This is a genomic window from Qipengyuania sp. L-5Y, from assembly GCF_056859455.1.
Map to the genome: position 1 here is coordinate 76,039 of NZ_JBSXOM010000023.1, position 26,515 is coordinate 102,553.

The window sequence follows — 26,515 nt, forward strand, 5'->3', positions numbered from 1 at the left end:
CGCTCACCTGCGATGAGTTGAGTGCAGCACGGTCAGCGAAACCTGCGAATCTCCAAAGAAAAGGCCCGGCAGGATCGCTCCTGCCGGGCCCAATCTCCGTGTTGGTCGAATAGGACTTAGAAGCCCATTCCACCCATTCCACCCATGCCGCCCATGTCGGGCATGGCGGGGGCAGACGACTTGTCTTCCGGCTTGTCGACGATCGCAGCTTCGGTCGTGATAAGCAGACCGGCAACCGATGCAGCGTTCTGCAGGGCAGTACGCACCACCTTGGTCGGGTCGATCACGCCAGCCGACACCAGGTTTTCATAGGTGTCGGTAGCGGCATTGAAGCCAAGGTTTTCGTCGTTGCCGTCCGTCAGCTTGCCCGAAACAACCGCACCGTCGTGACCGGCATTGGCTGCGATCTGGCGAACCGGAGCGGTCAGCGCACGGCGGACGATGTCGATGCCGCGGGTCTGGTCGTCGTTCTCGCCGGAAAGGCCGTGGAGAGCCTTTGACGCGTAAAGCAGCGCAGTACCGCCGCCCGGGACGATGCCTTCTTCGACAGCTGCGCGGGTTGCATGCAGCGCATCGTCGACGCGGTCCTTGCGTTCTTTCACTTCGACTTCGGTAGCACCGCCGACCTTGATGACGGCTACGCCGCCAGCGAGCTTGGCAAGACGTTCCTGCAGCTTTTCCTTGTCGTAATCGCTGCTGGTATTGTCGATCTGCGTGCGGATTTCCGTAACGCGGGCCTTGATGTCGCCTTCGTCACCGGCACCGTCGACGATGGTGGTGTTGTCCTTGTCGATGGTGACGCGCTTGGCTTCGCCGAGCATGCCGAGCGTGACGTTCTCGAGCTTGATGCCGAGGTCTTCGGAAATCATCTCGCCCTTGGTCAGGATCGCGATGTCCTGCAGCATCGCCTTGCGACGATCGCCGAAGCCCGGAGCCTTGACCGCAGCAACCTTGAGGCCGCCACGCAGCTTGTTGACCACGAGGGTAGCCAGCGCTTCGCCTTCGATGTCTTCCGCGATGATCAGAAGCGGACGGCCCGACTGGACAGCCGCTTCGAGCACGGGAAGCATCGCCTGCAGGTTCGAGAGCTTCTTTTCGTGGATCAGGATGTACGGGTTTTCGAGTTCGACCGTCATCTTGTCCGGGTTGGTGATGAAGTAGGGGCTGAGGTAGCCGCGATCGAACTGCATGCCTTCGACGGTTTCGAGCTCGAACTCGAGACCCTTGCTCTCGTCGACGGTGATCACGCCTTCCTTGCCGACCTTTTCCATGGCTTCGGCGATCTTTTCGCCGACTTCACGGTCGCCATTGGCCGAGATGATGCCGACCTGAGCGATTTCGTTCGAGCCGGACACGTCCTTCGAACGGGCCTTGAGGTCTTCGACAACCTTCGTAACGGCGATGTCGATGCCGCGCTTGAGGTCCATCGGGTTCATACCCGCTGCGACCGACTTCATGCCTTCGGTCACGATCGACTGGGCAAGAACGGTGGCAGTGGTGGTGCCATCACCGGCGGCGTCGTTCGACTTCGAAGCGACTTCCTTGAGCATCTGCGCGCCCATGTTCTCGAACTTGTCCTTGAGTTCGATTTCCTTGGCGACGGTGACGCCGTCCTTGGTGATGCGCGGAGCGCCGAAGCTCTTGTCGATGACGACGTTGCGGCCCTTGGGGCCGAGCGTCACCTTGACGGCGTTGGCGAGGATATCGACGCCGCGCTGAATGCCTTCGCGGGCATCGCGGCTGAATTTTACGTCTTTGGCAGCCATAATGCTGTCCTTTCCGTTCAGATTTCTATTCGATCAGATTACTGAAGTTGACACAGTTGACAGTGTCATGACGAAGGAGATGGGCTCAGCCCATGATCCCCATGATGTCGCTTTCCTTCATGATCAGCAGGTCTTCGCCATCGAGCTTGACCTCGGTGCCGGACCATTTGCCGAACAGAACGCGATCGCCAGCCTTGACGTCGAGCGGGGTAACCGTTCCGTCTTCAGCCTTGGCGCCCGAACCGACGGCGACGATTTCGCCTTCGCTGGGCTTTTCCTTGGCGCTGTCGGGGATGATGATGCCGCCTGCGGTCTTCTCATCAGCTTCGATGCGACGGACCAGTACGCGGTCATGCAGCGGACGAAATGCCATTGTGTGTGACCTCTTGAATGAGTGTGAATGTTCGTTGGCACTCCCACATCGAGAGTGCCAGCGAGGGGCATTTGGGGTCCGGCACCAAGGGTGTCAACGGGGACGTAGGGAAAAAATTCGGTCGGCGCGACAGGCCGGGGCAGGGGGTGGCCAAGACGCGCCCGGTTCCCTATCGCGCGCCCCAATTTCCAGATTAGCCAGCAAGAGGCCAGCCCGTCATGACGACCGACAAAACCATTGCCGCATTGACCATTCCCGAACAGATCTGGCTGTGGTTGCGCTTGAACATGGTGGAAATCGCCGGCGCCTTTGCCGTGCTGGTCATCGGCTTGCTGCTGGCAGGGATCCTGTCGGGCTGGGTGGCGCGCGCACTGAACCGGTCCGACCGCATCGATCCTACGGTCGCCAACTTTCTTTCCAACTTGGTCAAATATGCGCTGTGGGCGTTGGTGCTGGTTACCGTGCTGGCACAGTTCGGCGTGGAAACGACCAGCATCCTCGCTGCCTTGGGCGGTATGGCGCTGGCCGTTGGTCTGGCTTTACAGGGCACGCTCAGCAATGTGGCATCGGGTGTGATGATCCTGGTGCAGAAGCCGTTCAAGATCGGGGAATCGATCAATGCCGGTTCCATTTCCGGTACCGTTCAGCAGATCGGCTTGTTCACGACCGAGCTTAAGCAGTTCGACGGCCTGTTCGTCATGGTCCCGAATTCGGAGCTGTGGAACCAGGCGATCGTCAATCTCAATCGTCATCCGACCCGCCGGCTCGAACTGATCGTGGGCATTGCCTATGATGACAGCATGCAGCAGGCGCGCCAGGAATTGCTGGCGCTGGCCGAAGCGGATGAGCGCGTGCTGAAGGATCCGGCACCGCAGACCTTCGTCAGCTCGCTCGACGACAGTTCGGTGGGCATCGGCATGCGCGTGTGGTGCGCCACAGGTGATTATCTGGCGCTGTCCTGGGATCTGACCGAGGCGACCAAGGCACGTTTCGACGACGTCGGTATTTCGATCCCGTTCCCGCAGCGCGACATCTGGCAGCGCAGCGCCTGAGCTATCGACTGGCGGGGCGCAGGGTCAGACCCAACGCCTCGCGTCGATGCCAGCGCCAACCCAGCAGGGCCGCTGCAAAGGTCAGGCCCGTTGCAAGGCCGATCCAGACGCCCGTCCCTTCGAGCGGGGTGGCAAAGCCAAGAACCAGAGCGGTTCCGATACCCGGTACCCAATAGGCGAAGGCGGCAATCCACATGGGAATTCGGGTGTCCTGCAATCCCCGCAATGCGCCGGCAGCGACAGCCTGCATCCCGTCGAACAGCTGGAAGGCGGCGGCAATGACGATATATTGCAGCGCAAAGCCGACCAGTATGGCGTTTTTCGGATCCCACGGATCGACGTAGATCGCGATCAGCGGCTTGGGGATGACCACCATGGCAAGTGCGGTCAGAACCATGAAGCCGGTACCAACCACGATTGCGGTCCATCCCGCGCGCCGAATGCCGCCCTCGTCGCGCGCGCCATAGAAATAACCCACGCGGATGGTGGCAGCCTGTCCCACGCCGAACGGCACCTGGAAAGCCAGCGCCGCGATCTGCAGGGCCACCGTATGGGCGGCGAGCTCGCTCGCGCCGATATTGCCCATCAGGAAAGCGGCAGCTCCGAAGATCCCGGCTTCTGCTGTGATTGTAAGCGCGATTGGCGTGCCTATGGCAGCAATATGCCGGAAGCGCGCCCAGTCCGGTGACCACCAACGACCGAAGATGTGATAGCGATGCAGCCGCGGATCGAGCCGGATGGCGAGGATATAGGCAAGCAGCGTTGTGAAAGTGGTTATGATCGTCGCCACCGCGGCACCCTGCAGTCCAAGCTCCGGCGCGCCGAAATTGCCGAAGATAAAGGCGTAATTTGCCAGCGCGTTGACGAAGATGCCGCCAGCGGTAATGGCGGTGGCGAAAATCGGGCGGTCGAGTGTGGAGACGAAACTGCGCAGCACGTTGTTGAACAGCATCGGCACCATCGAAAGGACGAGCAGCGTATTATACTCGATAGCCAGCGCGATGATCTGGGGTTCCTGCCCTGTCACGCGCATCAATGGGCCGAGTAGAAGACACAGACCCATGCCCACGATACCGGCAAACAGGGCCAGCCACAGCGCCATGCGAACCGATCGGCGCACGGGTCGCAAGGCCGGGGCGCGCTCGCCGAGCTCTGCTGCCGCAACCGGGGCCACGGCGCCGGTCAGGCCGCATAGAGCCCACATGACCAACCCGAACACGGCGACGGCCAGCGCCGACGCGGCCAGCTGATCCTCGCCCAGTCGTGCGATGAAAATCACGTCGATGGCGTAGGTGAGCATCTGCAACAGGTTCGCCGTCGCTAGCGGCCAGCTCAGCCGCAGCATCGCGCGAAGTTCATCGCGCCAACCATCGCCGCGTGTCCGCGGGGGTGTCAGAGGGGCCAAGTCTGCCATGACAAGCCGGCCCGGTTAGGCGCCTCCGCAATGGTCCTCCATAGTTTTTTCGGGATTGCCGAACTTTCTACCTGCCTGCGCGTCCGGGAAGGCACACCCGAATCTAGTGCCTTCAAACCGGTTTATTTTGGTGCATCTCGCAATTGCCCTTGCGAGACCGGCTGCCGAGGGTCAGCTTTCCAAGACCGGCGGACTGCGGTCGTCGGTGGGATGGGGGTGATTCGATGCACGGCACTTATCAGCTGACGGAAACTCGCGAAGGTGTGCGCGTTTATTCGTACGCCTCCGATCTAGATGCGTTGATTGCCAGCTTTCCGCCGCTGGCGTTCGTCGATCCTGACCCCCGCACGCTGGTAGGCAAATGGACCATCGCGGGGTTGAACGCATCTGCGTCAGTCCTCCTCCTTACGATCGGTGCGTCTTCGCAGGTCGAATGGGATGATGAGGCGCTCGTCCCAGCAGCGGCTCGCGTTGTTCCAGTTGCGACTGGAGCGCAGATCGAAACGTCACGCGCGCCAGCGGCACAGGAGATTGCGAAGGCTTCGCCGGCGCCATTCGAGCTGGCGACTCCGATCCGCCGATCTACGCTGAACATGCCGGCCACCCCCGTCGAAGCGTTGCTACCATTGAAAACGGATACCGCGCCGACCGAAGCGGATATCGTTCGGCCGCCATCTGGGGCGCTAGGTGCGGATACCGCCGAGGACACGGCTGCCTTCGAGGTGGATGTACTTTTGACACCGCCGGCGTCAGCTTCGGCGAACCACGGCGGCCTCACACATCTGACTGCCCGCGTAGATGGATTAGTGACTGGGCAGATCGAATTCAGCGATGCCAATCAGACCGTCAGCGTCAATCTCGGATCGGTCTTGGCGGCTCTGGCAGATCGTTTCCCGACCGAGGAATATGACCGCCTATCGAACTCGCCTGCCGCGCAAAGCTTTGTCGCGATCGATCGACTCGCAACTGCCGGACTTGGGATAAGCTATGATCCGATCTATGACGAAATCTTGATCGATACAGGCCAAAATGGCTCCGACATAGCTACAAATCAGGTACAGGAGCCTTTCTCATATTCGTAGCTGGTGCCGTCGGCTTCTGTAACAGATGCCTTGATGCACCATGGTTCGGCAGCGCTCATGCGCATCGTGGAAAGTATCGCGTTCTGTCCCGCAATTAGCTTGGTTCGGCCCTTATGTCGGCTGGTGGAGCGGCCTTCGATCACGAGTTCGTAGCTGACCTCCTGGTCCGAATCTGAATGTCCGTTGAGGACCACCGTGACCGCATCAGCCGTTTCCTCGACATCCATGCTGATCGCCCGGGGTGGTTGGCTGGTTGCCATGGTCGCGGCGCTCCCGAAAAAGAAGTAGATCAGAGCAAGGATACGCATCAATTACCGCCCGGCTGCGAAAGTTGATTGACGATCGCCTCGATCAATGCCTCCGTCGCAGCGGGAAGGCCGGCTTGCGGCTCTTCCTTGGCGGCGGGGGGGGGCGTGGTTGAGGGGAGAGTCAAAGAGGCCAAAGCCTGCAAGTCCTGATCCTCAGGTGAGAGTTCGCGGCGCGTCGCATCGCGAGATGCATTCGCCACTCCGACACCCGCCACAGAAGCATACTTCTCTCCGACCAGTACCTGTTCAGCGGTCAGCGAGGGCGCTGGACGAGGCGAGAAATCGCCTGAGCGTGTTTCGATCCGACGGGCACAAAAATCGGCATCCTTATCGGACAGCAATTCTGCACTGCAACGGTCCATGCCTTCGACACGGGTAAGTTCAAGTGTAGTATCCGGACGGCTCAGCTGTTGCACATCCTTGCCGCCGTCGCCGTCCGGCGCTCCAATCGGATCTGACATCTCGGCATCGCCGCGCTTGCTAAGCTGTTCGATATCCTGCGCTATGGATGGAGCATCGATCGGATCGACCTGCTCAACGGCGATCTGCTGAGAAAGCAAGATCACTCCCAACGTGACTAGGAAGGTCATTGGGTCATCCTTTTCGCCTCAGCCCCCGCCATTGGTCTGGATCACGATAAGACCGGCGCCGCCGGTCTGTTCGATCTGAAGGTCGGATAATCCGCTACCGACCTGCGACCAGTCGAGCCTGTTGTTACCACCCAGTTGCGATGCTGTCATGGCATTGCCGTCACCCGCCTGAGTGAGCCGCGCCTGATTGTCGCTACCGTCCTGAATGAGGGACAAACTGTTCGAGTCGCCGGTCTGGCTGATCGCCCCGGCCGAATAGGCAAGGCCGGCTTCGCGCTGAAGGATGTCAGCGACGTTGCCATTGCCCTGCTGTGCAAGGACGAGAGCAGTCTGGCCATTACCATCTTGGGCGATGTCAGCCTCGTTGAGGTTGCCGTTCTGCGCGACAGCCGCATAATGCGGTGCGGAGCTCTGGCGGATGGCTGCACGGTTGCCCTCGCCTTGCTGCGCAACCTGTGTGCTGGCGGCGTTTCCATCCTGCTGGGCGCTCGCCTCGTTGCTGCTGCCGATCTGATTGATGAAGACGCCGTTTTCCTGATTTCTAGGCGCTTCGACATTCTCGAATTGGTGGGGGCTGCCTGCGCTCTGAGCCAGCGCCACGCCTGTTCCCAGAGTCGCCATCAGCGTTGCTGCCGCTGTGGTCTTTCGCATTATCTGGATCGGGATGGTCATGGCGTTAGTCCGTTCAAGTTGTCGGCGGATGTTTCGGTCTAGCGCGCCGGAATGTCCGTCCTAGAGTAAATGTTCGGCTCCCGAGTTTGCCGGGGAGACGAACGAGGTGACGGGCCGCCGGACGGGCGACCCGTCTAGCGTGTATTACATGCCTTGGGTGACCGTGGCGGTGTTGCCAATGCCAGTCTGCGAAACATTAGACACATTCAAGTCGCTGGTCTGCGTGACAGAGGCGACGTTGAGCGAGCCAACCTGCGTTACGGTCGACACGTTGTCGGCACCCGACTGGAGCACATCGGCGATATTGCCGAAGCCATCGACCGTTCCGGTCTGCAGGATGGTGCTCAAATTGCCGTCCCCCGACTGCTCTAGCTCGGCAAGGCTGTTAAAGCCGCCCTGCGTGATCGTCGATTCACCCATAGCGCCTGACTGGGTGACCCGCGCGGTGTTCTCGGAACGATCGCCGCCTGCGCCGATCTGGTTGATCGTCGAGGCCGACCCGTCCGACCCGACCAACTGGTCGACATACGCGAAATCGTTGCGACCACTCTGGTCGACGGTCGATGTCGCTCCAATGCCCGCCTGCAGAACGTTCGCTTCGTTGTTAAGACCGGTCTGCATGAGGTTTGAGATATTGTCGTCACCGGACTGCAGCAGCGTGAGGTCGTTCCCGGCGGCACCTTGGAAAGCGGTCGAGGCGTTACCGTTGCCCGTCTGGTCGATATCGGCAAACGCGGTCTTGTTCTCCTGAACGAGATTCGAAAGGTTGTCGTCACCGGTCTGGTTTACATTGGCGGTCAGGCCGCCGTCCGCGTTGCCGATAACCCCGAAACCTTCGTCGCGCTGAGTGATATTCGACGTATTACCGCTGCCGTTCTGGTTGACGATAGCGAGAAAGGTGTTGGAACCGTCATTGTTGAACGTCTGCGTGATGCTCGATGTGCTGTCACCGTTCTGCGTAACCAGCGCATCCTGGGTCAGCGACTGGGCGCCGTTTGCCGTCTGATAGATGGTTGAAGTCGCGCCATTATCCTGAGTGACCTGCGCGTTGAGGTCGCCAGTCAAATCGCCGTTAAGCGTCTGGAAGACGTCCGAGGTCGAACCGCCCCGCTGGTTGATGACAGCGTTGGCCGACGGGTTGAAACCGCTGGTGTCAGTGGCCGTCTGGATGACCTGCGAGCTCGACGAATCCTGGGTGACGCGGGCGCGCATGTTCTTGCCGCCGTTGGTGCCAGTCTGCTGGATGCTCGAATCGGCGCTGCCAGTCTGGATCACGGTAGCACCGAGACCGCCCGTATAGCCCGGACCGTCCGAATTCTGGTCGATCCAAGAGACGTTATCAGCACCCGACTGGTCGACATTGGCGATCTGGTTGAACCCGCCGCCCGGCTCGATCGTCTGATAGATTTCCGACCGGTTGTCTTCGCCGTTCTGCTTGACTGTCGCTTCGGGATCAAAGCCGGCTACACCGGTCGAGCCGCCTTGGCCGGGCGCCGTATCAGGGTCCTGTTGGACGACCAGCGATGTGTTGCCGACACCGTCCTGTGAAACGTTGGCAAGGCCGAGAAAGGCGCTCTGCTCGATCTGCGACCTGTTATCCGATCCAGTCTGCGTATTGGCGGCTGAGTTGCCGTCACCCACCTGATCGATGTCGGAGGTGTTTGAACCGTTCTGGGTTGCGGTTGCGGAGTTTCCACTGCCGGTTTGATCAATGTCCGAAGTGCTCTGGGCAAGGGCCGGAGCGGAGAGGCTGAGCGCGATGATCGATGCGCTGGCAAAAATGGTTTTCTTCATGAGTTTTCCAATCCTTTGAGAGAAATAATCGGGCGGGCAGGATTGCCCCTCAGTGTTGAAACCCGGTGGAGGCAAAGCCCCCACCGGGTTAGATGTCAGCATTAGCTCGTCGGAGTTGCCGCCGAGCCCTGAGTGACGGTAGCTGAGTTGCTGTCACCGACCTGATTGACGGTCGAGACGTTGTCGGTCCCGCCCTGCGTCACATCAGCGAAGTTCAGATTGCCAGTCTGCGTGATGTAGCTTTCATTCGAAATGCCATCATCATTCAGGAAGGCGTCGTTTTCATGACCGTCCTGCGTGATCATCGAGATCCCATCGGTACCCGTCTGCGACACGTCGGCAAAGTTACCCGATGAAGCTGGGTCACCAAGTGTATTGGTCTGCGACACGGTGCTCGTGTTGCCTGTGCCACCCTGCGTAACATTAGCGATCATGTTACCACCTGGGCCACCATTTGCTGGCGTCGGAGCATCTTGCGTAATCGTGCTGGCATTGAAGGCGCCAGTCTGGTCGACATAAGCCTCGGCAAAATTTGCACGACCCTGCTGGGTCACGGTGCTGGTCAGATTGTCGCCAACCTGCTCAACGAAGGCGAGCCCAAAGTTGGCAGACTGGGTGACGGTGGATCTGTTATCCTCGCCGTCCTGGGAAACACCGACAGAGACAACCGCACCATCATTCAGTTCGCCAGTGCTGTTGTCAAAACCAGGCTGGTTGACAAAGCTTTTGTTGCGTTCACCGTACTGTTCGACGGTCGCTTGATTTTCCGAACCATACTGCGTGATCGTCGATTCGTTGGCAGTACCATCCTGAATCAGATTAAGCTGCTGACTTCCCGTCAAGCGGTTCGGCGAACCTTGCGTTGCAGTCGAGATATTGCCCGTACCGGTCTGCGAGATGGTCGCCGACGCCATATTCCCTTGCTGAGTGAGCGTTGAATCGTTCAGGGTGCCGTCTTGCTTGACCGATGCGAAATTATCTTGGCCACTCTGGATGAGGTCCGACATGTTGGTCGTACCGCTCTGGCTGACAGTTGCTTCCTGTCGGGCAGGGCTGGTTGCACTATTCTGATTGATTATCGAACCATTTCCTTCGCCTGACTGATTTACGTCGGCACTACTTGTGTTCGCGCCCGCTCCACCGAACGACTCCTGTGAAATGTCTGAGTCGTTGTTATTGCCGCTCTGCGTGACAAAAGCGCGGACGAAGCTCGACGGGTCTTGGTCGATCGACGATATGTTGCGGTCTCCCGTCTGCACTACGCCGGTAATACCGCCCTGCAGAGCGTTCCCGACCTGATTTGAGTTGCCGCTTTGGTTGATATACGATTCGTTCAGATCGCCCGTCTGGCTGACTTCAGCACCTTGGCGAGTACCGTCTTGCATGATTGACGAGTAGCTATCGCCATCCTGATAGACTTCAGCCTCGTTGAAGTCGGTGCCGGACTGAGTGACTTCGGATTCGGCACCGTCACCCGTCTGGGTAACCTCAACGATGTTTGCACCATTCCCGTTTGCATTAGGCACAGCGCCGATGCCATTCTGAGTGACCGTCGACTTGGCATTCGAGCCAGACTGGGTCACCGTGGCTTTATTATATTGCTCCGACTGGATGACATCAGAGTCATTCAGCGTGCCAGTCTGAGTAACATCCGCATCAAGGTTGTCGCCCGTTTGCTCAATGTTACTGTCATTGTTCACAGCCTGCGCAAAAGCGGGAGCTGCGATCGAAAGGGCCAGTACAGAGGCGCCGGTTAGGATAGTCTTCTTCATGGTTGCATCACCTTTTGATTAAGGCGATAACCATCGTCGACCGCGGCGCATCAGACGCCGGGCATCACCAGGTTATCGCAGCCTACACACTGCACGGGCGAGAGTTGCCGCTCTCGTTCGTGCTTTCTTTTGCGACCTTTTGTCACATGCGCTGATTGAGTCTTACGCGCATGCTCAGTCAGAAATTGATTATGTTCTTCCTACGGAGTGTCCGTCGGCTCTCAATTCTTCTCCTCGTCGTCCTTGTCGACAATAGTCAGTGCGCTGAAGGATCCGGCCTTTTGGAAGGCTTTCTGCACGTCACGGGCCTCGTAGACACCGTCGCGTTCCTTACGGTAAAGCGCACGCAAAGGCTCGGCATTCGCCATGTCGGCGAACTGCCAGAGATCGAGATCGACCCCTTCCATGACCAAGCCGAAAACCGCCTTTTCGACGGCCTGCTGCAAGGCGATCTGGTCGGGTTCGTTAGTGGTGTAGCCAAACTCCGCTTCGAGCAATTCCTTGAATGCAACGAAGCGATAGGCGCTGGCACCGACCGCTTGGGAAGCGATCGTCTTGGAAGCCGTCACCGTAGTCAGAACCTCGCCCGTACGGACCGATACCGCGCGCAGATACACCGTGACCGTATCCTGACGATATTCGGTGCGTCCGCCGATACCCAGGAAGGCTGCACCGGCGCCGCCGGTCACGGTATTGGTATCGTAGCCCACGATGCCGCCTTCGAGCAGAACGCCGGCGAACAGCAGAGCAGGCAAGGCGTTCGGATTGACGCCTTCTTCGCCGAGGTAGCGCTTACGCATCTCGGAAATGATCTGTCTTTCCTTGAGCAGGTTATCCAGCCGCTCGCGCTCCACAATGGTGAACCACTGCCGACTACCCGCTTCTTGTAGCGCCTTCACCAGCATCGAGCTGGCACCCTGGGTGACGGCACGCGACAGCGTTTGACCCGCCTCGGTCGGTTTGAATTGCCCGGTCTGGTCCGTGAAACCATAAACTGCAACTGCGACCTGACGCTGGGGAGCCGGCAAGTCGTTCAGTAGGACCTGCGTCTGGGTCTTTTTCGGGAAATAGGCGAGACTGGTGTCGGTTGGCAGGAAGTCGCGGCCGCTGTTGGTGAGGGTGGTACAGCCCATGAGCGCAATGCAGGCTGCGGCTGCGGCGAGGGTGCGCACGATCCGCATGTTCAGTCGACCTCAACAAACAACGGCACGACGATCCGCGTCTCTTCACCGGTGTCATCGTTGGTGATGACGAGCGTGACGGAATCGAGTGAGCGGAAGAATTCGATTGTCTGCCCGCCGAAGCTGATGGTGCCGCTTTCCTGCGGATTATCGCCGAAGATCGCGTCAACGACCTGCGAGGACAGGGCGGACAACAGGCGTGACTGCAATTGCCGTGCAAAAATATCGGCTTGCGAATTACTGCTCGAAGAATTGGGGTCGCGATATTTATTCTGTGCGTTTGCGGTCCCGAGAATGTGGTTCGAGTTGAACGGGTTTCCACCGAATGTAGGACTGATCGGTTCGTGAACCAGATCCTGCGCCGAAAGCGGCACAGTAGAAAGCATGAACACGGCTCCGAAGAAGAAGCCGATTTTCCCTGTAGACACCCCAAAACCCCCAAGTCGTGATCGAATATCGACTGCGGATTTGTCCGTCAGACGATGAGCTGATTCATTATGCGACTCGTTGTGGAACTCACGCTACTCGCGGGCGCTGTTGGTGAGAACCCCCATTTAGGTTTCGTTAAGCACTGACCCGATTTGGTACAAGCACGTCCGAATGCGTTTTCAACAGCGTCTCGTGAAACGGCAAGTCACTGAAAAATCTGCTATCTGTTATGTTACAAGAGGCTAGTGCTCCAAGAAGCGGCACCGAACAAGGCTAATCAAGCTACAATGGGATATCAATACGAGCAGTGCGAATCGTAAAAAGGGCGGCGCCTTGCGGTGCCGCCCTTTCGTGATCTCGAAACGAGATCGAAGCGTAAGCGAAAAGCTTACTTGAGTTCGACGGTACCGCCGGCTGCTTCGATCTTGCCCTTGATTTCTTCGGCTTCTGCCTTGTTGACGCCTTCCTTGAGCGGCTTGGGCGCGCCTTCGACGAGAGCCTTGGCTTCCGAGAGGCCCAGACCGGTGATGGCGCGGACTTCCTTGATCACCTGGATCTTCTTGCCACCGTCGCCGGTCAGGACGACGTCGAATTCGGTCTGCTCTTCAGCAGCCGCACCAGCGTCACCACCGGCAGCAGGGCCAGCAACGGCAACAGCAGCAGCAGCGCTAACGCCCCACTCTTCTTCAAGCGCCTTGGCAAGCTCAGCGGCTTCCATGACAGTCAGCTTCGACAGTTCTTCAACAAGCTTGGCGATATCGGCCATGATGTTTCACTCCAAATATAAGGCCGGGGAGCCCGATTGGGTCTGCCCCGATGAATATGTGTTCTATGCGGGAACCAGCTCTTACGCGGCTTCTTTGGCGCCGTAGGCACCGAATACGCGTGCGAGCATCGAGGTGGGTTCCTTGATCGTGCGGACGACCTTGGTCGCCGGCGCGTTGAGGAGGCCCACGATCGTGCCACGAAGTTCGTCGAGGCTCGGCATCGAGGCGAGTGCCTTGACCCCTGCTTCGTCGAGCTTCTGCGCGCCCATCGAACCGCCGACGATTTCAATCTTGTCGGTGGTCTTGGCGAAATCCACCACGGCCTTGGCCGCAGCAACCGGATCCTCGGAATAACCAAGGGCGGTCGGACCGGACAGGTACTCGTCGAGACCTGCGTAGTCGGTGTCCTTCAGGGCGAGCTTGGCGAGACGGTTCTTCGCAACCTGGTAAGTCGCACCGGCTTCACGCATCTTCGAGCGCAGTTCGGTCGACTGAGCGACCGTAAGGCCCAGGTTGCGGGTCACGACGACCACGCCTGCCTGGTTGAAGACTTCGCTGAGCTGGGCGACCGCATCGGCTTTCTGCGAACGATCCATGCCATACTCCTTCACTATGGCCGTTCGCTTGCGGCGAACGACCGGCTACGTTTGTCCGCGCCACCGAAGCGACACGGGCGAGTCCGTTGAGGGGGAAGGAGGTGCACCAACAGGCGCGAAACGACGATGCAGAACATCGTCATGAAATCTCTGTTCCCCGTCTAGGCTGGAAATTAAGACCGGCACATTCCGGTCACCAACTGTCTCGGACGGATGAACGGGCAAACCAAAAAGGCCCGCCGTTCGGTGGCGGGCCTCTAAGGATTTGGGTGATTCTGTCAAGCAGAACCCGCGTGAGTCATCGACTCCAGCGTTATTCTGCCATCGGATCCGATTCCATGGGCTCACCCGTAGCGGTGCCGGTGGGCGGAGTGGTCATGGTATCGTCCATGGTACCGGTTTCGGTGCCCGTCATCATCGGTGCGGGCGTTTCCATCGGATCGCTCATGCCCTGATCCATAGGCTCGACAGCGTTGGCTTCGAGATCCGTGGTGTCGGTTCCGTCAACGGAGTCGCCGCAGGCGGCAACCGAAAGGGCGAAGGGGAGGGCGGCGATGATAGCAAACTTCTTCATGTCATAATCTCCTTTCGAGAGCATGGCCATAAAACCGCCACAATTGCCATCGGTTCCAAAAAAGCCCTTTTGACGCGAAAAAGGCCCGCCCCCCATGAGGGACAGGCCTTTCGTTAATCGTACCGTTTCGCGCAGGGCGCAGTAAACGGAAGTCCGATTATTCAGCCGGAGTGGTTTCTTCAGCCATCGGCGTTTCGGTGGCAGTGACGGTTTCTTCCATCATGGCGCCTTCGGTTGCCATCGGATCGGCAACCGGGGTTTCTTCGACAACAACGGTTTCGTCGACTGCTTCAGCCGGAGCCATTTCGTCTGCGGTGGTTTCGTCAGCAGCCTGTTCGCCACAAGCGGCGAGAGTCAGCGCGAACGGAAGTGCGGCGACGAGAGCGATCTTCTTCATGTGACAATATTCCTGTAACGCCTGGATTGGCGTAGCCTTAAAATAGCCATATTTTCGCCCGCGAAAAGACATATTCTCGCGGCGTCGTCGAATTTTTTGGTGGAGAGCACCTAGTTTCGGATCGAATCTAGACGCATTTGTGTGCCTGGTCGGAACACTGCGCGCTGCACGCCTATTGCGTGCGGCAATAACGGCAACTGCGAACCAGCCCGCATCATCCCAATTCGATCAAGGATCCGAGGAGATAAAAGGCTTGCCTGCTGTCGGGGTTAAGAATGTCGTCACTAGTCAGGTGACCAAATTTCCCTCTGCTTGACCCTTTGCGGCATGCTTCCTATATGCCCGTTCGACCGCACGCTTCGAGCGAGTCCGATTCATGCGCGGGAATTGGACACAGGATGGAAGCGGCGTTTCCATAATCGCGACGCTAGAGAAGCTGCAGCAGGCCACCGGAACCGGTGTGCAGGACGCTGCGGCCTTTTCGCGTCCCGGCTATGATCTCACGCGCATGAGAAACGAATTCCGGCCCTGTCCGCGCAGGCGCCGGCGCACACGAGAAGAGGTAACTACCCCTTATGGCTACCATGGCGAAAGCTCCGAAGAAAACCCGGGGCGCAAACGCGCAGGGCACGGCGAAGCGTCGTATCCGCAAGATCTTCGGCGACATCCACGAAGTCGTCGATATGCCGAACCTGATCGAGGTCCAGCGCGAGAGCTACGAACAGTTCCTGCGTTCGAACAAGGAAATCGATTACGTTTCCGGCCTCGAGAAGACTCTTCGCAGCGTATTCCCGATTCGCGACTTCGCCGGGACAGCCGAACTCGACTTCGTGCATTACGAGCTCGAGCAGCCGAAATACGATATCGTGGAATGTCGCCAGCGCGGCATCACCTATGCCGCCCCGATGAAGGTCACGCTGCGCCTGATCGTGTTCGAGGTGGACCAGGAAACCGAAACGCGCTCGGTTCTCGATATCAAGGAGCAGGACGTCTATATGGGCGACATGCCCCTGATGACGGGCAATGGTACCTTCATCATCAACGGTACCGAGCGTGTCATCGTATCGCAGATGCACCGTTCGCCAGGTGTGCTGTTCGACCATGATCGCGGCAAGACCCATTCTTCGGGCAAGCTCCTCTTCGCTGCCCGCATCATTCCGTATCGCGGTTCGTGGCTTGATTTCGAATTCGACGCCAAGGACATCGTCAACGTGCGTATCGACCGCAAGCGCAAGCTGCCGGTCACGTCGCTGCTGTTCGCGCTCGGTTTGGATGACGAAGACATTCTCTCGCACTTCTACAACACCGTCACCTGGAAGCGGGCGACGGGCAAGAAGGGCGAAGGCTGGAACATTCCTTTCGTCGCCGAGCAATGGCGTGGCCAGAAGCCGGCTTTCCCGCTGATCGATGCGAAGACTGGCGAAGAAGTGTTCCCCGCCGGTCAGAAGATCAGTCCGCGTGCGGCCAACAAGGCTGCCAAGGACGGTCTCGAAACGCTGCTGCTGCCAACCGAGGAAATCTTCGGCCATTATGCATCGCGTGACATGATCGACGAGAAGACCGGTCGCATCTACATTGAAGCGGGCGACGAAGTTTCGGCAGAAAACCTCGAAGTTCTTGATGCTGCCGGCATCGATGCGATGGATCTGCTGGACATCGATCACGTCAGCACCGGCGCGTGGATGCGCAACACGCTCAAGGTCGACAAGGCCGAAAATCGTGACGAAGGTCTGGAGGCGATCTACAAGGTCATGCGTCCAGGCGAACCGCCGACCAAGGAAACTGCAGAAGCTCTGTTCGAAGGCCTGTTCTTCGATAGTGAGCGTTACGATCTGTCTGCCGTTGGCCGCGTGAAGTTGAACATGCGTCTCGAGCTGGACGCCGAAGACACCGTGACCACGCTGCGCAAGGAAGACATCCTGGCCGTGGTCAAGGAACTGGTCGACCTCAAGGACGGCAAGGGCGACGTCGACGACATCGACAATCTCGGCAACCGCCGCGTGCGTTCGGTGGGCGAGCTGCTGGAAAACCAGTATCGCGTCGGCCTGTTGCGCATGGAGCGCGCCGTCAAGGAGCGCATGAGCAGCGTCGATGTATCGACCGTCATGCCGAACGACCTGATCAATGCGAAGCCTGCCGTGGCCGCCGTGCGCGAGTTCTTCGGTTCGAGCCAGCTTTCGCAGTTCATGGACCAGACCAACCCGCTGTCGGAAGTCACCCACAAGCGCCGCGTGTCGGCGCTCGGCCCGGGCGGCCTTACCCGCGAACGCGCCGGCTTCGAAGTCCGCGACGTTCACCCGACGCACTATGGTCGTATCTGTCCGATCGAAACGCCGGAAGGCCCGAACATCGGTCTGATCAACTCGCTGTCGACCTTCGCCCGCGTCAACAAGTACGGCTTTATCGAAACGCCGTACCGCAAGGTCGTTGACGGCAAGGTCACCGACGAGGTCATCTACCTCTCGGCGATGGAAGAGCAGAAACACACGGTGGCTCAGGCTTCGGCCGATCTCACCACGGATGGTTCGTTCGTCGAGGAACTGGTTTCGGCCCGTCACGATGGCGACAACCTGATGGCGCCGCGCGAATCCATCACCCTGATGGACGTCAGCCCCAAGCAGCTCGTTTCGGTCGCGGCATCGCTCATTCCGTTCCTGGAAAACGATGACGCCAACCGCGCGCTGATGGGATCGAACATGCAGCGCCAGGCCGTTCCGCTGGTCAAGGCCGAAGCGCCTTGGGTCGGCACCGGTATGGAAGAAACCGTGGCCCGCGATTCCGGCGCTGCCATCGCAGCGACGCGCGGCGGTATCGTCGACCAGGTCGATGCCACGCGTATCGTTATCCGTGCGATCGGCGATGTCGAGGCCGGACAGTCGGGCGTCGATATCTACACGCTGCAGAAGTTCCAGCGTTCGAACCAGGACACCTGCATCAACCAGCGTCCGCTGGTGAAGGTGGGCGAAACGGTCGAGCCAGGCGACATCATCGCTGACGGTCCTTCGACCGATCTGGGCGAACTGGCACTGGGCCGGAACAGCCTCGTCGCCTTCATGCCATGGAACGGCTACAACTATGAGGATAGTATCCTCATCTCCGAACGTATCGTAAAGGACGACGTCTTCACCTCGATCCATATCGAGGAATTCGAAGTCATGGCCCGCGACACGAAGCTCGGCCCTGAAGACATCACCCGCGACATTCCCAATGTCGGCGAGGAAGCCCTGCGCAACCTCGACGAAGCGGGCATCGTCTACATCGGTGCGGAAGTGCATCCGGGCGATATCCTGTGCGGCAAGATCACGCCAAAGGGCGAAAGCCCGATGACGCCGGAAGAAAAGCTTCTGCGCGCCATCTTCGGTGAAAAGGCCAGCGACGTGCGCGACACATCGCTCCGCCTGCCCCCGGGCGTTGCAGGCACCGTTGTCGAGGTTCGCGTTTTCAACCGTCACGGTATCGAGATCGACGACCGTACCCGCGCGATTCAGAACGAGGAAATCGAACGTCTCCGCAAGGACTCGAACGACGAGCGCGCCATTCTCAACCGGGCTACCTACAACCGCCTGCGCGATATGCTCGCGGGGCAGACCGCCTCGGCGGCGCCGAAAGGCGTCAAGAAGGGCACGGAGATTTCCGAAGAGCTTCTGGACGAAATCGACCGGCACGAATGGTTCAAGTTCGCCGTGGCGGACGATGGCCGTCAGGCGCAACTTGAAGCGGTCAAGTCGCAGTACGACGAAGCGGTCAAGATCATCGAAGAGAAGTTCGAAGACCGTAAGGAAAAGCTCGAGCGCGGTGACGAACTCGCTCCGGGTGTGCTCAAGATGGTCAAGGTCTTCGTCGCGGTGAAGCGCAAGCTGCAGCCGGGCGACAAGATGGCCGGCCGTCACGGGAACAAGGGCGTCATCAGCCGCATCCTGCCCATCGAGGACATGCCGTTCCTCGAAGACGGGACGCCGGTCGATATCGTGCTCAACCCGCTGGGCGTTCCCAGTCGTATGAACGTCGGCCAGATCTTCGAAACGCATCTCGGCATGGCGGCCCGCAATTTAGGTCACCAGATCGGTGAGCAGCTTGAAGAGTGGAAGAAGGACAACCCCAACGCTTCGGAAGACTATGCCCAGGCAAAGCCGCCCGAAGCCGTTATCGACCGCCTGAAGGAAGTCTACGGCGAGGAGTATCACGACGCGATCGACAGCCGTTCGACCGCCGAAGTGGTCGAGCTGGCCAGCAACCTGACCGCAGGCGTTCCGATGGGTACGCCGGTGTTCGACGGTGCGCGCGAAGGCGACGTAACGATCGAGCTCGAAAAGGCGGGTCTGCACAGCTCCGGCCAGTCGGTCCTGTTCGACGGGCGCACGGGTGAAGCCTTTGACCGCAAGGTCACCGTTGGCATCATCTATATGCTCAAGCTGCACCACCTCGTCGACGACAAGATCCACGCCCGTTCGATCGGTCCCTACAGCCTCGTCACCCAGCAGCCGCTGGGCGGTAAGGCGCAGTTCGGTGGCCAGCGCTTCGGGGAAATGGAGGTCTGGGCACTTCAGGCCTACGGCGCTGCCTACACGCTGCAGGAAATCCTCACCGTGAAGTCGGACGACGTGATCGGACGTACCAAGGTCTACGAAGCCATCGTCAAGGGCGACGACACCTTCGAAGCGGGCATTCCGGAGAGCTTCAACGTGCTCGTCAAGGAAATGCGCAGCCTGGGCCTCAATGTCGAACTCAAGTCTCTGACCGACGAAGACGACGATGGTCTCGCTATAGCGGCGGAATAGGGGGCTTCGGCCCCCACCGCTTCCGTCCCAGAGAATTCACCCGTTTAGGGAATTAAGTCATGAACGAACTGACCAAATTCACCAACCAGCTCGCGAAGCCCGAAACCTTCGACGAGATCCAGATCGGCATCGCAAGCCCCGAGCGCATCCGCTCGTGGTCCTTCGGCGAAATCAAGAAGCCGGAAACGATCAACTACCGCACGTTCAAGCCTGAACGTGACGGGCTGTTCTGCGCGCGCATCTTCGGTCCGGTAAAGGACTACGAATGCCTGTGCGGCAAATACAAGCGCATGAAGTACAAGGGCGTCGTCTGCGAAAAGTGCGGCGTCGAAGTTACCGTAACCAAGGTTCGCCGCGAGCGCATGGGCCACATCGAACTGGCCGCGCCGGTTGCGCATATCTGGTTCCTGAAGTCGCTCCCCAGCCGCATCGGCCTGCTGCTCGACATGCAGCTTAAGCAGCTCGAGCGTGTGCTGTACTTCGAAAGCTACATCGTCACCGAACCCGGCCTGACGCCGCTGGAAAAATTCCAGCTGCTGACCGAAGACGAACTGCTCGAAGCGCAGGACGAGTATGGCGAAGACAGCTTCAGCGCCGGTATCGGTGCCGAAGCGGTCAAGTTCATGCTGATGGATCTCGATCTCGACCGTGAGAAAGAGGACCTTCTGGAAGAGCTGGCGACGACAAAGTCGAAGCTTAAGCCTGCCAAAATCATCAAGCGGCTCAAGGTCGTTGAAAGCTTCATCGAATCGGGCAACCGCCCTGAGTGGATGATCCTCGAAGTCGTGCCGGTCATTCCGCCCGAACTGCGCCCGCTGGTGCCGCTCGATGGTGGCCGTTTTGCGACATCGGATCTCAACGACCTCTATCGCCGGGTGATCAACCGCAACAACCGCCTCAAGCGGCTGATGGAACTGCGCGCACCGGACATTATCGTCCGCAACGAAAAGCGCATGCTTCAGGAAGCGGTCGACGCCCTGTTCGACAACGGCCGCCGCGGCCGCGTCATCACCGGTGCCAACAAGCGTCCGCTGAAGTCGCTCTCCGACATGCTCAAGGGCAAGCAGGGCCGCTTCCGTCAGAACCTTCTGGGTAAGCGCGTGGACTATTCGGGCCGTTCGGTCATCGTGACCGGTCCGGAATTGAAGCTGCACCAGTGCGGTCTGCCCAAGAAGATGGCGCTCGAACTGTTCAAGCCGTTCATCTACGCCCGCCTCGACGCCAAGGGCCTCAGCATGACGCTGAAGCAGGCGAAGAAGTGGGTCGAGAAGGAGCGCAAGGAAGTCTGGGACATCCTGGATGAAGTCATCCGCGAACACCCGGTTCTCCTGAACCGTGCACCCACGCTCCACCGTCTTGGCATTCAGGCGTTCGAACCCGTGCTGATCGAAGGCAAGGCCATCCAGCTTCACCCGCTGGTCTGCGCCGCCTTCAACGCCGACTTCGACGGCGACCAGATGGCCGTGCACGTCCCGCTGAGCCTCGAAGCGCAGCTGGAGGCGCGCGTGCTGATGATGTCGACCAACAACATCCTCTCGCCCGCCAACGGCAAGCCGATCATCGTGCCTTCGCAGGACATGGTCCTGGGCCTTTATTACCTGTCGATGGAACGCCAGGAAAAGACGCCCGAATTCGCCGAGGATTCAGACGGCAACCAGGTCGAGAAGCTGCAGATGTTCTCGGACATGGCAGAGGTTCATCAGGCGCTGGAAACGAAGCAGGTCTCGCTTCACACCAAGATCCTCGCCCGAGTTCCGCAGGCTGACGAAGATGGCAATATCGCCATGAAGCGGTTCGAAACCACTGCCGGACGCATGCTGATCGGTGAATGTCTGCCGAAGAACCACAAGGTTCCGTTCGACATCGTGAACCGCCTGCTGACCAAGAAGGACATCGCCGACGTAATCGACGAAGTCTATCGTCACACCGGCCAGAAGGACACCGTGCTGTTTGCCGACGCGATCATGTCGCTCGGTTTCCGCCACGCGTTCAAGGCCGGCATTTCCTTCGGCAAGGATGACATGATCATCCCCGAAGAAAAGGAAGGCATGGTCGAAACGACCAAGGCGCTGGTTGCCGATTACGAGCAGCAGTACCAGGACGGCCTGATCACCCAGCAGGAAAAGTACAACAAGGTGATCGATGCGTGGAGCCAGTGCGGCGACCGCGTGGCCGATGCGATGATGGAAAAGATCAAGGCTCGACCGATCGGCGACGATGGTGTTCAGGCCGAGATCAACTCGATCTACATGATGGCGCACTCCGGTGCGCGTGGTTCGCCCGCTCAGATGAAGCAGCTCGCCGGCATGCGCGGCCTGATGGCCAAGCCGAGTGGCGAAATCATCGAGAACCCGATTATCTCGAACTTCAAGGAAGGCCTGAACGTCCTTGAATACTTCAACTCGACCCACGGCGCCCGTAAGGGCCTCGCGGACACCGCGTTGAAGACGGCTAACTCGGGTTACCTGACCCGCCGCCTCGTCGACGTGTCGCAGGACTGCGTCATCATCGAGGAAGACTGCAAAACCGAGAATGCGCTGGAAATGCGCGCTATCGTACAGGGCGGCTCGGTCATCGCCTCGCTTGGCGAACGTATTCTGGGCCGGACCACGGCCGAAGACATCGTCAACGCGGCGACCGATGAGGTCATCGTCAAGGCCGGTACGCTGATCGACGAGCCGATGGTGAAGGAAATCGAAGCTGCTGAAGTACAGGTGGCCAAGATCCGTTCGCCGCTGGTCTGTGAGGCAAGTCAGGGTGTTTGCGCCACCTGCTACGGTCGCGACCTTGCTCGCGGTACGCCGGTCAACATCGGTGAAGCTGTCGGTGTGATCGCCGCGCAGTCGATCGGTGAACCCGGCACGCAGCTGACCATGCGTACCTTCCACATCGGCGGTGCTGCACAGCTTAACGAAACGAGCCATCTCGAAGCGATCTCGGACGGTAAGGTCGTGTATCGCGACATGCCGACGATTGTCGACAAGAAGGGTCGGATTCTTTCGCTCGCCCGCAACGGCGAACTGGCTGTGATCGACGCCGAAGGCCGTGAACGCGAGATTCACAAGGTGCCATACGGTACCGTGCTGATGCACAAGGATGGCGGCAAGGTGAAGGAAGGCGATCGTCTGGCCGAATGGGATCCGTTCAGCTTGCCGATCATCACCGAACAGTCGGGCGTCGTGAAGTATCAGGACCTTGTCGATGGTACGACGATGGAAGAACGCGTCGACGATGCTACCGGCATTGCTCAGCGCGTCGTCACCGAAATGCGTACCGCTGGTCGCAAGAAGGATGATCTGCGTCCCCGTCTGACGTTGTTCAACGATGCCGGCGACGAAAGCGAAGCCGCGCGTTACATGCTGGCGCCCGGTACCGTTCTCTCGGTCGAAGACAATCAGCAGGTTTCGGAGGGTGACATCCTCGCCCGTGCTTCGCGTGAAGCTGCCAAGACCCGCGACATCACCGGCGGTCTGCCGCGTGTCGCCGAACTGTTCGAAGCGCGTCTGCCGAAGGACAATTCGGTCATCGCCAAGATTTCGGGCAAGATTGAATTCGTTCGCGAATACAAGGCGAAGCGCAAGATTGCGATCGTCCCCGAGGAAGGTGATGCAGTTGAGTACCTGATCCCCAAGACCAAGGTGATCGACGTGCAGGAAGGCGACTTCGTTAAGAAGGGTGATACCCTGATTTCCGGCTCGCCCAACCCGCACGACATTCTCGAAGTCATGGGCGTCGAGGCACTGGCCGAATATCTCGTCAACGAAATCCAGGAAGTCTACCGACTGCAGGGTGTGAAGATCAACGACAAGCACATCGAGGTGATCGTTCGCCAGATGCTGCAGAAGGTCGAGATCACCGACGGTGGCGACACCGTGCTGCTTCCCGGCGAGCAGGTCGATCTGGAAGAACTGAACGAGACCAATGCGAAGCTCGGCAGGAACAAGGAACCCGCCAAGGGTACCCCGATCCTGCTCGGCATCACCAAGGCCTCGCTCCAGACGCGGTCGTTCATCTCTGCGGCTTCGTTCCAGGAAACGACGCGCGTGCTGACGCAGGCCGCGGTCGAAGGGAAGAAGGACACGCTGGTCGGTCTGAAGGAAAACGTGATCGTTGGCCGTCTCATTCCGGCAGGCACCGGTGCCGGCATGAACCGCATGCGCATCACCGCGTCGAGCCGCGATGCTGCTCTGCGGGCCCAGTGGAAGAAGGCTCAGGATGCGATCATCGCTGCCAATACCGCGGCGGAAGAGCACGAAGCCGAACTTGCGCAGGGACCCGAGGCGGCAATCGGCGACGATCCGCTGGCGACCATGGAAGGGGAAACCCACGGCACCGACGCTGATGCAGGCGATTACCTGAACGAGGATGCGAAAGACGGCGAATAAGTCCGCCTTACGGCAACCGCACAGAAAGGGCCCCGCTGGAGCGATCCGGCGGGGCCTTTTCGTTGTACTCAGCGGAAAGCACACCCGCGCTTGTTTGCTTGACGGCAGGTTTGAGTAGTTGCACCTTAACTATCGGTACATGGGGGAAAGTGACCGCAATGCGGGGAATTTCGTGGCAGTAGAAGGGCCCGATACCGAAGCGTATGGAACCGGCGGAAGTCCGGACGGGCACGCTGCGGTCGGACAACTTCTGCTGACCCGCAGAATGAGAGATTTCACGGCCGGGGCGACGTTGTCCCTGCTTCCAGCGCTCGGGTCGATTGTGGCGCTTGTCTACACCTTCCGCGATCAGGCTGATCTTGCGGTCCTGATAGGTTGGGCAACCGTGCAGTTTGTGCTGATCGCGGTCTATGTCGTCTTTGACAGCATTCTCGACCGTGACAGTCCCTCCTTGGCCGAGTTGCGCAGACACTGGCGCCGTTTCGTCATGTTGCAATGGCTGGGATCCTTGGTCTGGGCCGGAATCTTCCCGTATTTGGCGCCGGTCGCGCATGGTCTGGACGCAGTTGTGCTCGCAGTTGTGGCAATCGCCGTGCTTTGCGGCGTTTTGCTGGTTCACAGAACGGCGCCGAGTGCTGCGATCTTCCACGTAGCCGTGATGGCAATTTCAATCACCGCTGCCATCTGGATCGGCACTGGTATGGCGGGTTTGCCCGCCCTGATCCTGCTCGCGCTTTTCGTCATCGCGCTGCTCGGCTCGACGCGCGAGCAGGAGCGGCAGATTGTCGAGTGGCTCGAAGCCGAGATGAACCGCCGTGAAGCGACCGACACGGTTCGCTTGTTGCTCAACGATTACGAAGAGCATTCGTCCGACTGGCTCTGGACGGTCGACGAAGCCGGCAATCTCCGTAACGTGGCCGAGCGGTTCGCAATGGCAGCCGAGAAGCCTGCCGAAACGCTCGAAGGAAAGCCGCTGATCGACATGTTCATGGCGGATGCGAACCGCGCCATTTTTGCGCGGCATCTCACTGAACGCAGCCGCTTCCACGATCTGGTGCTCAAATTGAGGATCAACGGGGAGATGCGCTACTGGAAGCTCTCCGCCAGGCCGCGTAACGATGGCCAAATCAGCGGCGTCGCACGGGATGTGACGAGCGATCGGATGATCGAAGAGCGTGTCGCCTTCATGGCGCATTACGACAATTTGACCGGGCTCGCTAATCGCTATCTCTTTAACGAACGCCTGCGTGCTGCGCTGGATCAGAACGAAAGGGTGCGCAACATTGCCCTGTTCTACCTCGATCTGGACGACTTCAAGGCAGTCAACGACACGCGCGGACATCTCATGGGCGACAGGTTGCTCCGCGAGGTCGGTAAACGACTTGAACAGGAAGTCCGCGGACAGGATTTGGTCGCGAGGCTGGGGGGCGACGAATTTGCCATCCTCGTCGAAACGCGTTCCGGGGCCGGCATGCTTATTGAAAGGGCGCACAGTTTCCTTGCCGCTATCCGTGATCCGTTCGAAATTGATGGTCAGATCTATCGCGTGTCGGGCAGCGTCGGCATCGCCAGAAGCAGCGACGGAAGTTGCGATGCCGAGGAATTGATGCGCCGTGCGGATCTTGCTCTCTTTGCTGCCAAGAACAAAGGGCGTGACACTCTCGCACTCTACGATCAGTCCATCGATCTGGCGGCCCGAGAGCGCCGCGAAATTGAAATCGATTTACGCGAAGCGGTGGCCCGAGGACAGCTCAACCTCCATTATCAGCCGGTGATCGACCTGCAATCGGGTTCGGTTGTCGGATATGAAGCGCTCCTGCGCTGGTACCATCCCAAGCGCGGAATTATCGGCCCGGCGGATTTCCTCGAAGTTGCGGAAGAAACGGGCTTGATCGTTCCGATTGGCGAGTGGTCGATCCGGCAAGCCTTTGCGGAAACGGCAAAGTGGGAGGGCCATTTCCGTATTGCCATCAATCTCTCGCCTACACAGGTGCGCAGCCCGCATCTGGTGAAGGTGATTGCCCAATCGTTGCATGCACATGGCATTGCGCCCGAACGGGTGGAGTTCGAAATCACCGAGCATGTCCTGATGCAGGAAAGCTCCATCAGCATGGGCAATCTCCAGAAGCTTCGGGAATTGGGCACCCGCATCGCGCTGGACGATTTCGGCATCGGCTATTCTTCTCTGAGTTACCTGCGCCGTTTTCCCTTCGACCGGATCAAGATCGACAAGGACTTCGTCGACGGAGTGGAGAGTTCTGCCGACAACCAGGCGATCGTTTCGAGCATCACCAAGCTTGCCGAAGCGTTGGGTATGGCGACCACGGCGGAAGGCGTCGAAACGCGCGACCAGCTCGATCTCCTGCGCAGGCTCGGCTGTCAGGAAGCGCAGGGCTATCTGATCTGCGAACCGGTGCCAGGAGAGAACTTCGCCACGGCCGATGCCGTCGATGCCGCCATGCGCGGTGGGGCGGTCAGTGGGATACTGGCCTACCGCCGCACGCGCGAGGCAAGCGTGAAGCAAAGCCCACGACGCGCCAGCTGACCTCTCGCCAAGCCAGCCGCCCTCCGCTATCGGCGCGGAT

Annotated in this window: 19 protein-coding genes; 5 read left to right on the forward strand and 14 right to left on the reverse strand. The window is 59.4% G+C overall.

Translation table 11 applies throughout. From position 1 onward, the window contains the following. Positions 1 to 116: 116 nt before the first annotated feature. Together groL and groES are read right to left on the reverse strand one after the other, a co-directional pair. Entirely contained in the window at positions 117 to 1,766 is a 1,650-nt protein-coding gene (gene groL / locus AC13F2_RS04130; RefSeq protein ID WP_103023004.1) for a chaperonin GroEL, read from the reverse strand. Positions 1,767 to 1,851: 85 nt separating this feature from the next. Continuing rightward, entirely contained in the window at positions 1,852 to 2,139 is a 288-nt protein-coding gene (groES, locus tag AC13F2_RS04135; protein ID WP_103023005.1) for a co-chaperone GroES, read from the reverse strand. A 218-nt stretch (positions 2,140 to 2,357) separates the two neighbouring features. On the opposite strand from groES, the gene AC13F2_RS04140 reads away from it, so the two are divergent. Next, positions 2,358 to 3,191, forward strand: coding sequence for a mechanosensitive ion channel family protein (locus tag AC13F2_RS04140; RefSeq protein WP_103023006.1), 834 nt, complete (start codon positions 2,358 to 2,360; stop codon positions 3,189 to 3,191). Position 3,192: 1 nt separating this feature from the next. Here the strand turns inward: AC13F2_RS04140 and AC13F2_RS04145 are convergent, their stop codons facing one another. Next, a complete protein-coding gene (locus tag AC13F2_RS04145; RefSeq protein WP_482964394.1) occupies positions 3,193 to 4,605 on the reverse strand; it encodes an MATE family efflux transporter in 1,413 nt (470 codons plus the stop codon). Positions 4,606 to 4,829: 224 nt separating this feature from the next. On the opposite strand from AC13F2_RS04145, the gene AC13F2_RS04150 reads away from it, so the two are divergent. Beyond that, complete coding sequence (locus AC13F2_RS04150) at positions 4,830 to 5,687, forward strand: hypothetical protein (protein ID WP_482964395.1); 858 nt, start codon at positions 4,830 to 4,832, stop codon at positions 5,685 to 5,687. Here AC13F2_RS04150 and csgH read toward each other — a convergent pair. The 11 genes from csgH to AC13F2_RS04205 form a co-directional block, all read right to left on the reverse strand. Beyond that, complete coding sequence (csgH, locus tag AC13F2_RS04155) at positions 5,657 to 5,995, reverse strand: curli-like amyloid fiber formation chaperone CsgH (RefSeq protein WP_482964396.1); 339 nt, start codon at positions 5,993 to 5,995, stop codon at positions 5,657 to 5,659. The two genes, AC13F2_RS04150 and csgH, sit on opposite strands and share 31 nt — an antisense overlap. Further along, positions 5,995 to 6,585: a hypothetical protein gene (locus tag AC13F2_RS04160; protein WP_482964397.1), complete on the reverse strand. Its 591-nt coding sequence runs from the start codon at positions 6,583 to 6,585 to the stop codon at positions 5,995 to 5,997. Before AC13F2_RS04160 ends, csgH begins: the two co-directional genes overlap by 1 nt. A gap of 18 nt (positions 6,586 to 6,603) precedes the next feature. After that, positions 6,604 to 7,257 carry a hypothetical protein gene (locus AC13F2_RS04165; RefSeq protein ID WP_482964398.1) on the reverse strand — a complete coding sequence of 218 codons (654 nt, stop codon included), beginning with the start codon at positions 7,255 to 7,257 and terminating at the stop codon, positions 6,604 to 6,606. 144 nt (positions 7,258 to 7,401) lie between these two features. After that, the gene (locus AC13F2_RS04170; protein WP_482964399.1) at positions 7,402 to 9,051 is read right to left on the reverse strand and encodes a beta strand repeat-containing protein; all 1,650 of its coding nucleotides are present in this window, start codon (positions 9,049 to 9,051) and stop codon (positions 7,402 to 7,404) included. A gap of 101 nt (positions 9,052 to 9,152) precedes the next feature. Then, positions 9,153 to 10,823, reverse strand: a complete 1,671-nt coding sequence (locus tag AC13F2_RS04175; RefSeq protein ID WP_482964400.1) for a hypothetical protein — start codon at positions 10,821 to 10,823, stop codon at positions 9,153 to 9,155. A gap of 221 nt (positions 10,824 to 11,044) precedes the next feature. Further along, a complete protein-coding gene (locus AC13F2_RS04180; protein WP_482970447.1) occupies positions 11,045 to 11,995 on the reverse strand; it encodes a CsgG/HfaB family protein in 951 nt (316 codons plus the stop codon). 11 nt (positions 11,996 to 12,006) lie between these two features. Continuing rightward, positions 12,007 to 12,432, reverse strand: coding sequence for a curli assembly protein CsgF (locus AC13F2_RS04185; protein ID WP_345725348.1), 426 nt, complete (start codon positions 12,430 to 12,432; stop codon positions 12,007 to 12,009). 389 nt (positions 12,433 to 12,821) lie between these two features. Continuing rightward, on the reverse strand, positions 12,822 to 13,199 hold the full coding sequence (gene rplL / locus AC13F2_RS04190) for a 50S ribosomal protein L7/L12 (RefSeq protein ID WP_103023012.1): 378 nt from the start codon (positions 13,197 to 13,199) through the stop codon (positions 12,822 to 12,824). Between the two features lie 81 nt (positions 13,200 to 13,280). Next, positions 13,281 to 13,796 (reverse strand): 50S ribosomal protein L10, encoded by a 516-nt coding sequence (gene rplJ / locus AC13F2_RS04195; RefSeq protein WP_103023013.1) that lies wholly within the window; start codon positions 13,794 to 13,796, stop codon positions 13,281 to 13,283. A 313-nt stretch (positions 13,797 to 14,109) separates the two neighbouring features. Then, the gene (locus AC13F2_RS04200; RefSeq protein ID WP_482964401.1) at positions 14,110 to 14,370 is read right to left on the reverse strand and encodes a hypothetical protein; all 261 of its coding nucleotides are present in this window, start codon (positions 14,368 to 14,370) and stop codon (positions 14,110 to 14,112) included. A 157-nt stretch (positions 14,371 to 14,527) separates the two neighbouring features. Beyond that, positions 14,528 to 14,767, reverse strand: a complete 240-nt coding sequence (locus AC13F2_RS04205) for a hypothetical protein (protein WP_103023015.1) — start codon at positions 14,765 to 14,767, stop codon at positions 14,528 to 14,530. A gap of 575 nt (positions 14,768 to 15,342) precedes the next feature. On the opposite strand from AC13F2_RS04205, the gene rpoB reads away from it, so the two are divergent. The 3 genes from rpoB (at position 15,343) to AC13F2_RS04220 (ending at position 26,475) form a co-directional block, all read left to right on the forward strand. Further along, positions 15,343 to 19,545, forward strand: a complete 4,203-nt coding sequence (gene rpoB / locus AC13F2_RS04210; RefSeq protein ID WP_482964402.1) for a DNA-directed RNA polymerase subunit beta — start codon at positions 15,343 to 15,345, stop codon at positions 19,543 to 19,545. Between the two features lie 59 nt (positions 19,546 to 19,604). Next, positions 19,605 to 23,930, forward strand: a complete 4,326-nt coding sequence (gene rpoC, locus AC13F2_RS04215; RefSeq protein WP_103023020.1) for a DNA-directed RNA polymerase subunit beta' — start codon at positions 19,605 to 19,607, stop codon at positions 23,928 to 23,930. A 172-nt stretch (positions 23,931 to 24,102) separates the two neighbouring features. Next, positions 24,103 to 26,475, forward strand: coding sequence for a putative bifunctional diguanylate cyclase/phosphodiesterase (locus tag AC13F2_RS04220; RefSeq protein WP_482964403.1), 2,373 nt, complete (start codon positions 24,103 to 24,105; stop codon positions 26,473 to 26,475). Positions 26,476 to 26,515 lie beyond the last annotated feature (40 nt).

What these genes read in the sequence shown, in the direction of transcription:
- groL (WP_103023004.1), bottom strand. Translation starts at nt 1,766, where the DNA reads ATGGCTGCCAAAGACGTAAAATTCAGCCGCGATGCCCGCGAAGGCATT.
- groES (WP_103023005.1), bottom strand. Translation starts at nt 2,139, where the DNA reads ATGGCATTTCGTCCGCTGCATGACCGCGTACTGGTCCGTCGCATCGAA.
- AC13F2_RS04140 (WP_103023006.1), top strand. Translation starts at nt 2,358, where the DNA reads ATGACGACCGACAAAACCATTGCCGCATTGACCATTCCCGAACAGATC.
- AC13F2_RS04145 (WP_482964394.1), bottom strand. Translation starts at nt 4,605, where the DNA reads ATGGCAGACTTGGCCCCTCTGACACCCCCGCGGACACGCGGCGATGGT.
- AC13F2_RS04150 (WP_482964395.1), top strand. Translation starts at nt 4,830, where the DNA reads ATGCACGGCACTTATCAGCTGACGGAAACTCGCGAAGGTGTGCGCGTT.
- csgH (WP_482964396.1), bottom strand. Translation starts at nt 5,995, where the DNA reads ATGCGTATCCTTGCTCTGATCTACTTCTTTTTCGGGAGCGCCGCGACC.
- AC13F2_RS04160 (WP_482964397.1), bottom strand. Translation starts at nt 6,585, where the DNA reads ATGACCTTCCTAGTCACGTTGGGAGTGATCTTGCTTTCTCAGCAGATC.
- AC13F2_RS04165 (WP_482964398.1), bottom strand. Translation starts at nt 7,257, where the DNA reads ATGACCATCCCGATCCAGATAATGCGAAAGACCACAGCGGCAGCAACG.
- AC13F2_RS04170 (WP_482964399.1), bottom strand. Translation starts at nt 9,051, where the DNA reads ATGAAGAAAACCATTTTTGCCAGCGCATCGATCATCGCGCTCAGCCTC.
- AC13F2_RS04175 (WP_482964400.1), bottom strand. Translation starts at nt 10,823, where the DNA reads ATGAAGAAGACTATCCTAACCGGCGCCTCTGTACTGGCCCTTTCGATC.
- rplL (WP_103023012.1), bottom strand. Translation starts at nt 13,199, where the DNA reads ATGGCCGATATCGCCAAGCTTGTTGAAGAACTGTCGAAGCTGACTGTC.
- rplJ (WP_103023013.1), bottom strand. Translation starts at nt 13,796, where the DNA reads ATGGATCGTTCGCAGAAAGCCGATGCGGTCGCCCAGCTCAGCGAAGTC.
- AC13F2_RS04200 (WP_482964401.1), bottom strand. Translation starts at nt 14,370, where the DNA reads ATGAAGAAGTTTGCTATCATCGCCGCCCTCCCCTTCGCCCTTTCGGTT.
- AC13F2_RS04205 (WP_103023015.1), bottom strand. Translation starts at nt 14,767, where the DNA reads ATGAAGAAGATCGCTCTCGTCGCCGCACTTCCGTTCGCGCTGACTCTC.
- rpoB (WP_482964402.1), top strand. Translation starts at nt 15,343, where the DNA reads ATGGCTACCATGGCGAAAGCTCCGAAGAAAACCCGGGGCGCAAACGCG.
- rpoC (WP_103023020.1), top strand. Translation starts at nt 19,605, where the DNA reads ATGAACGAACTGACCAAATTCACCAACCAGCTCGCGAAGCCCGAAACC.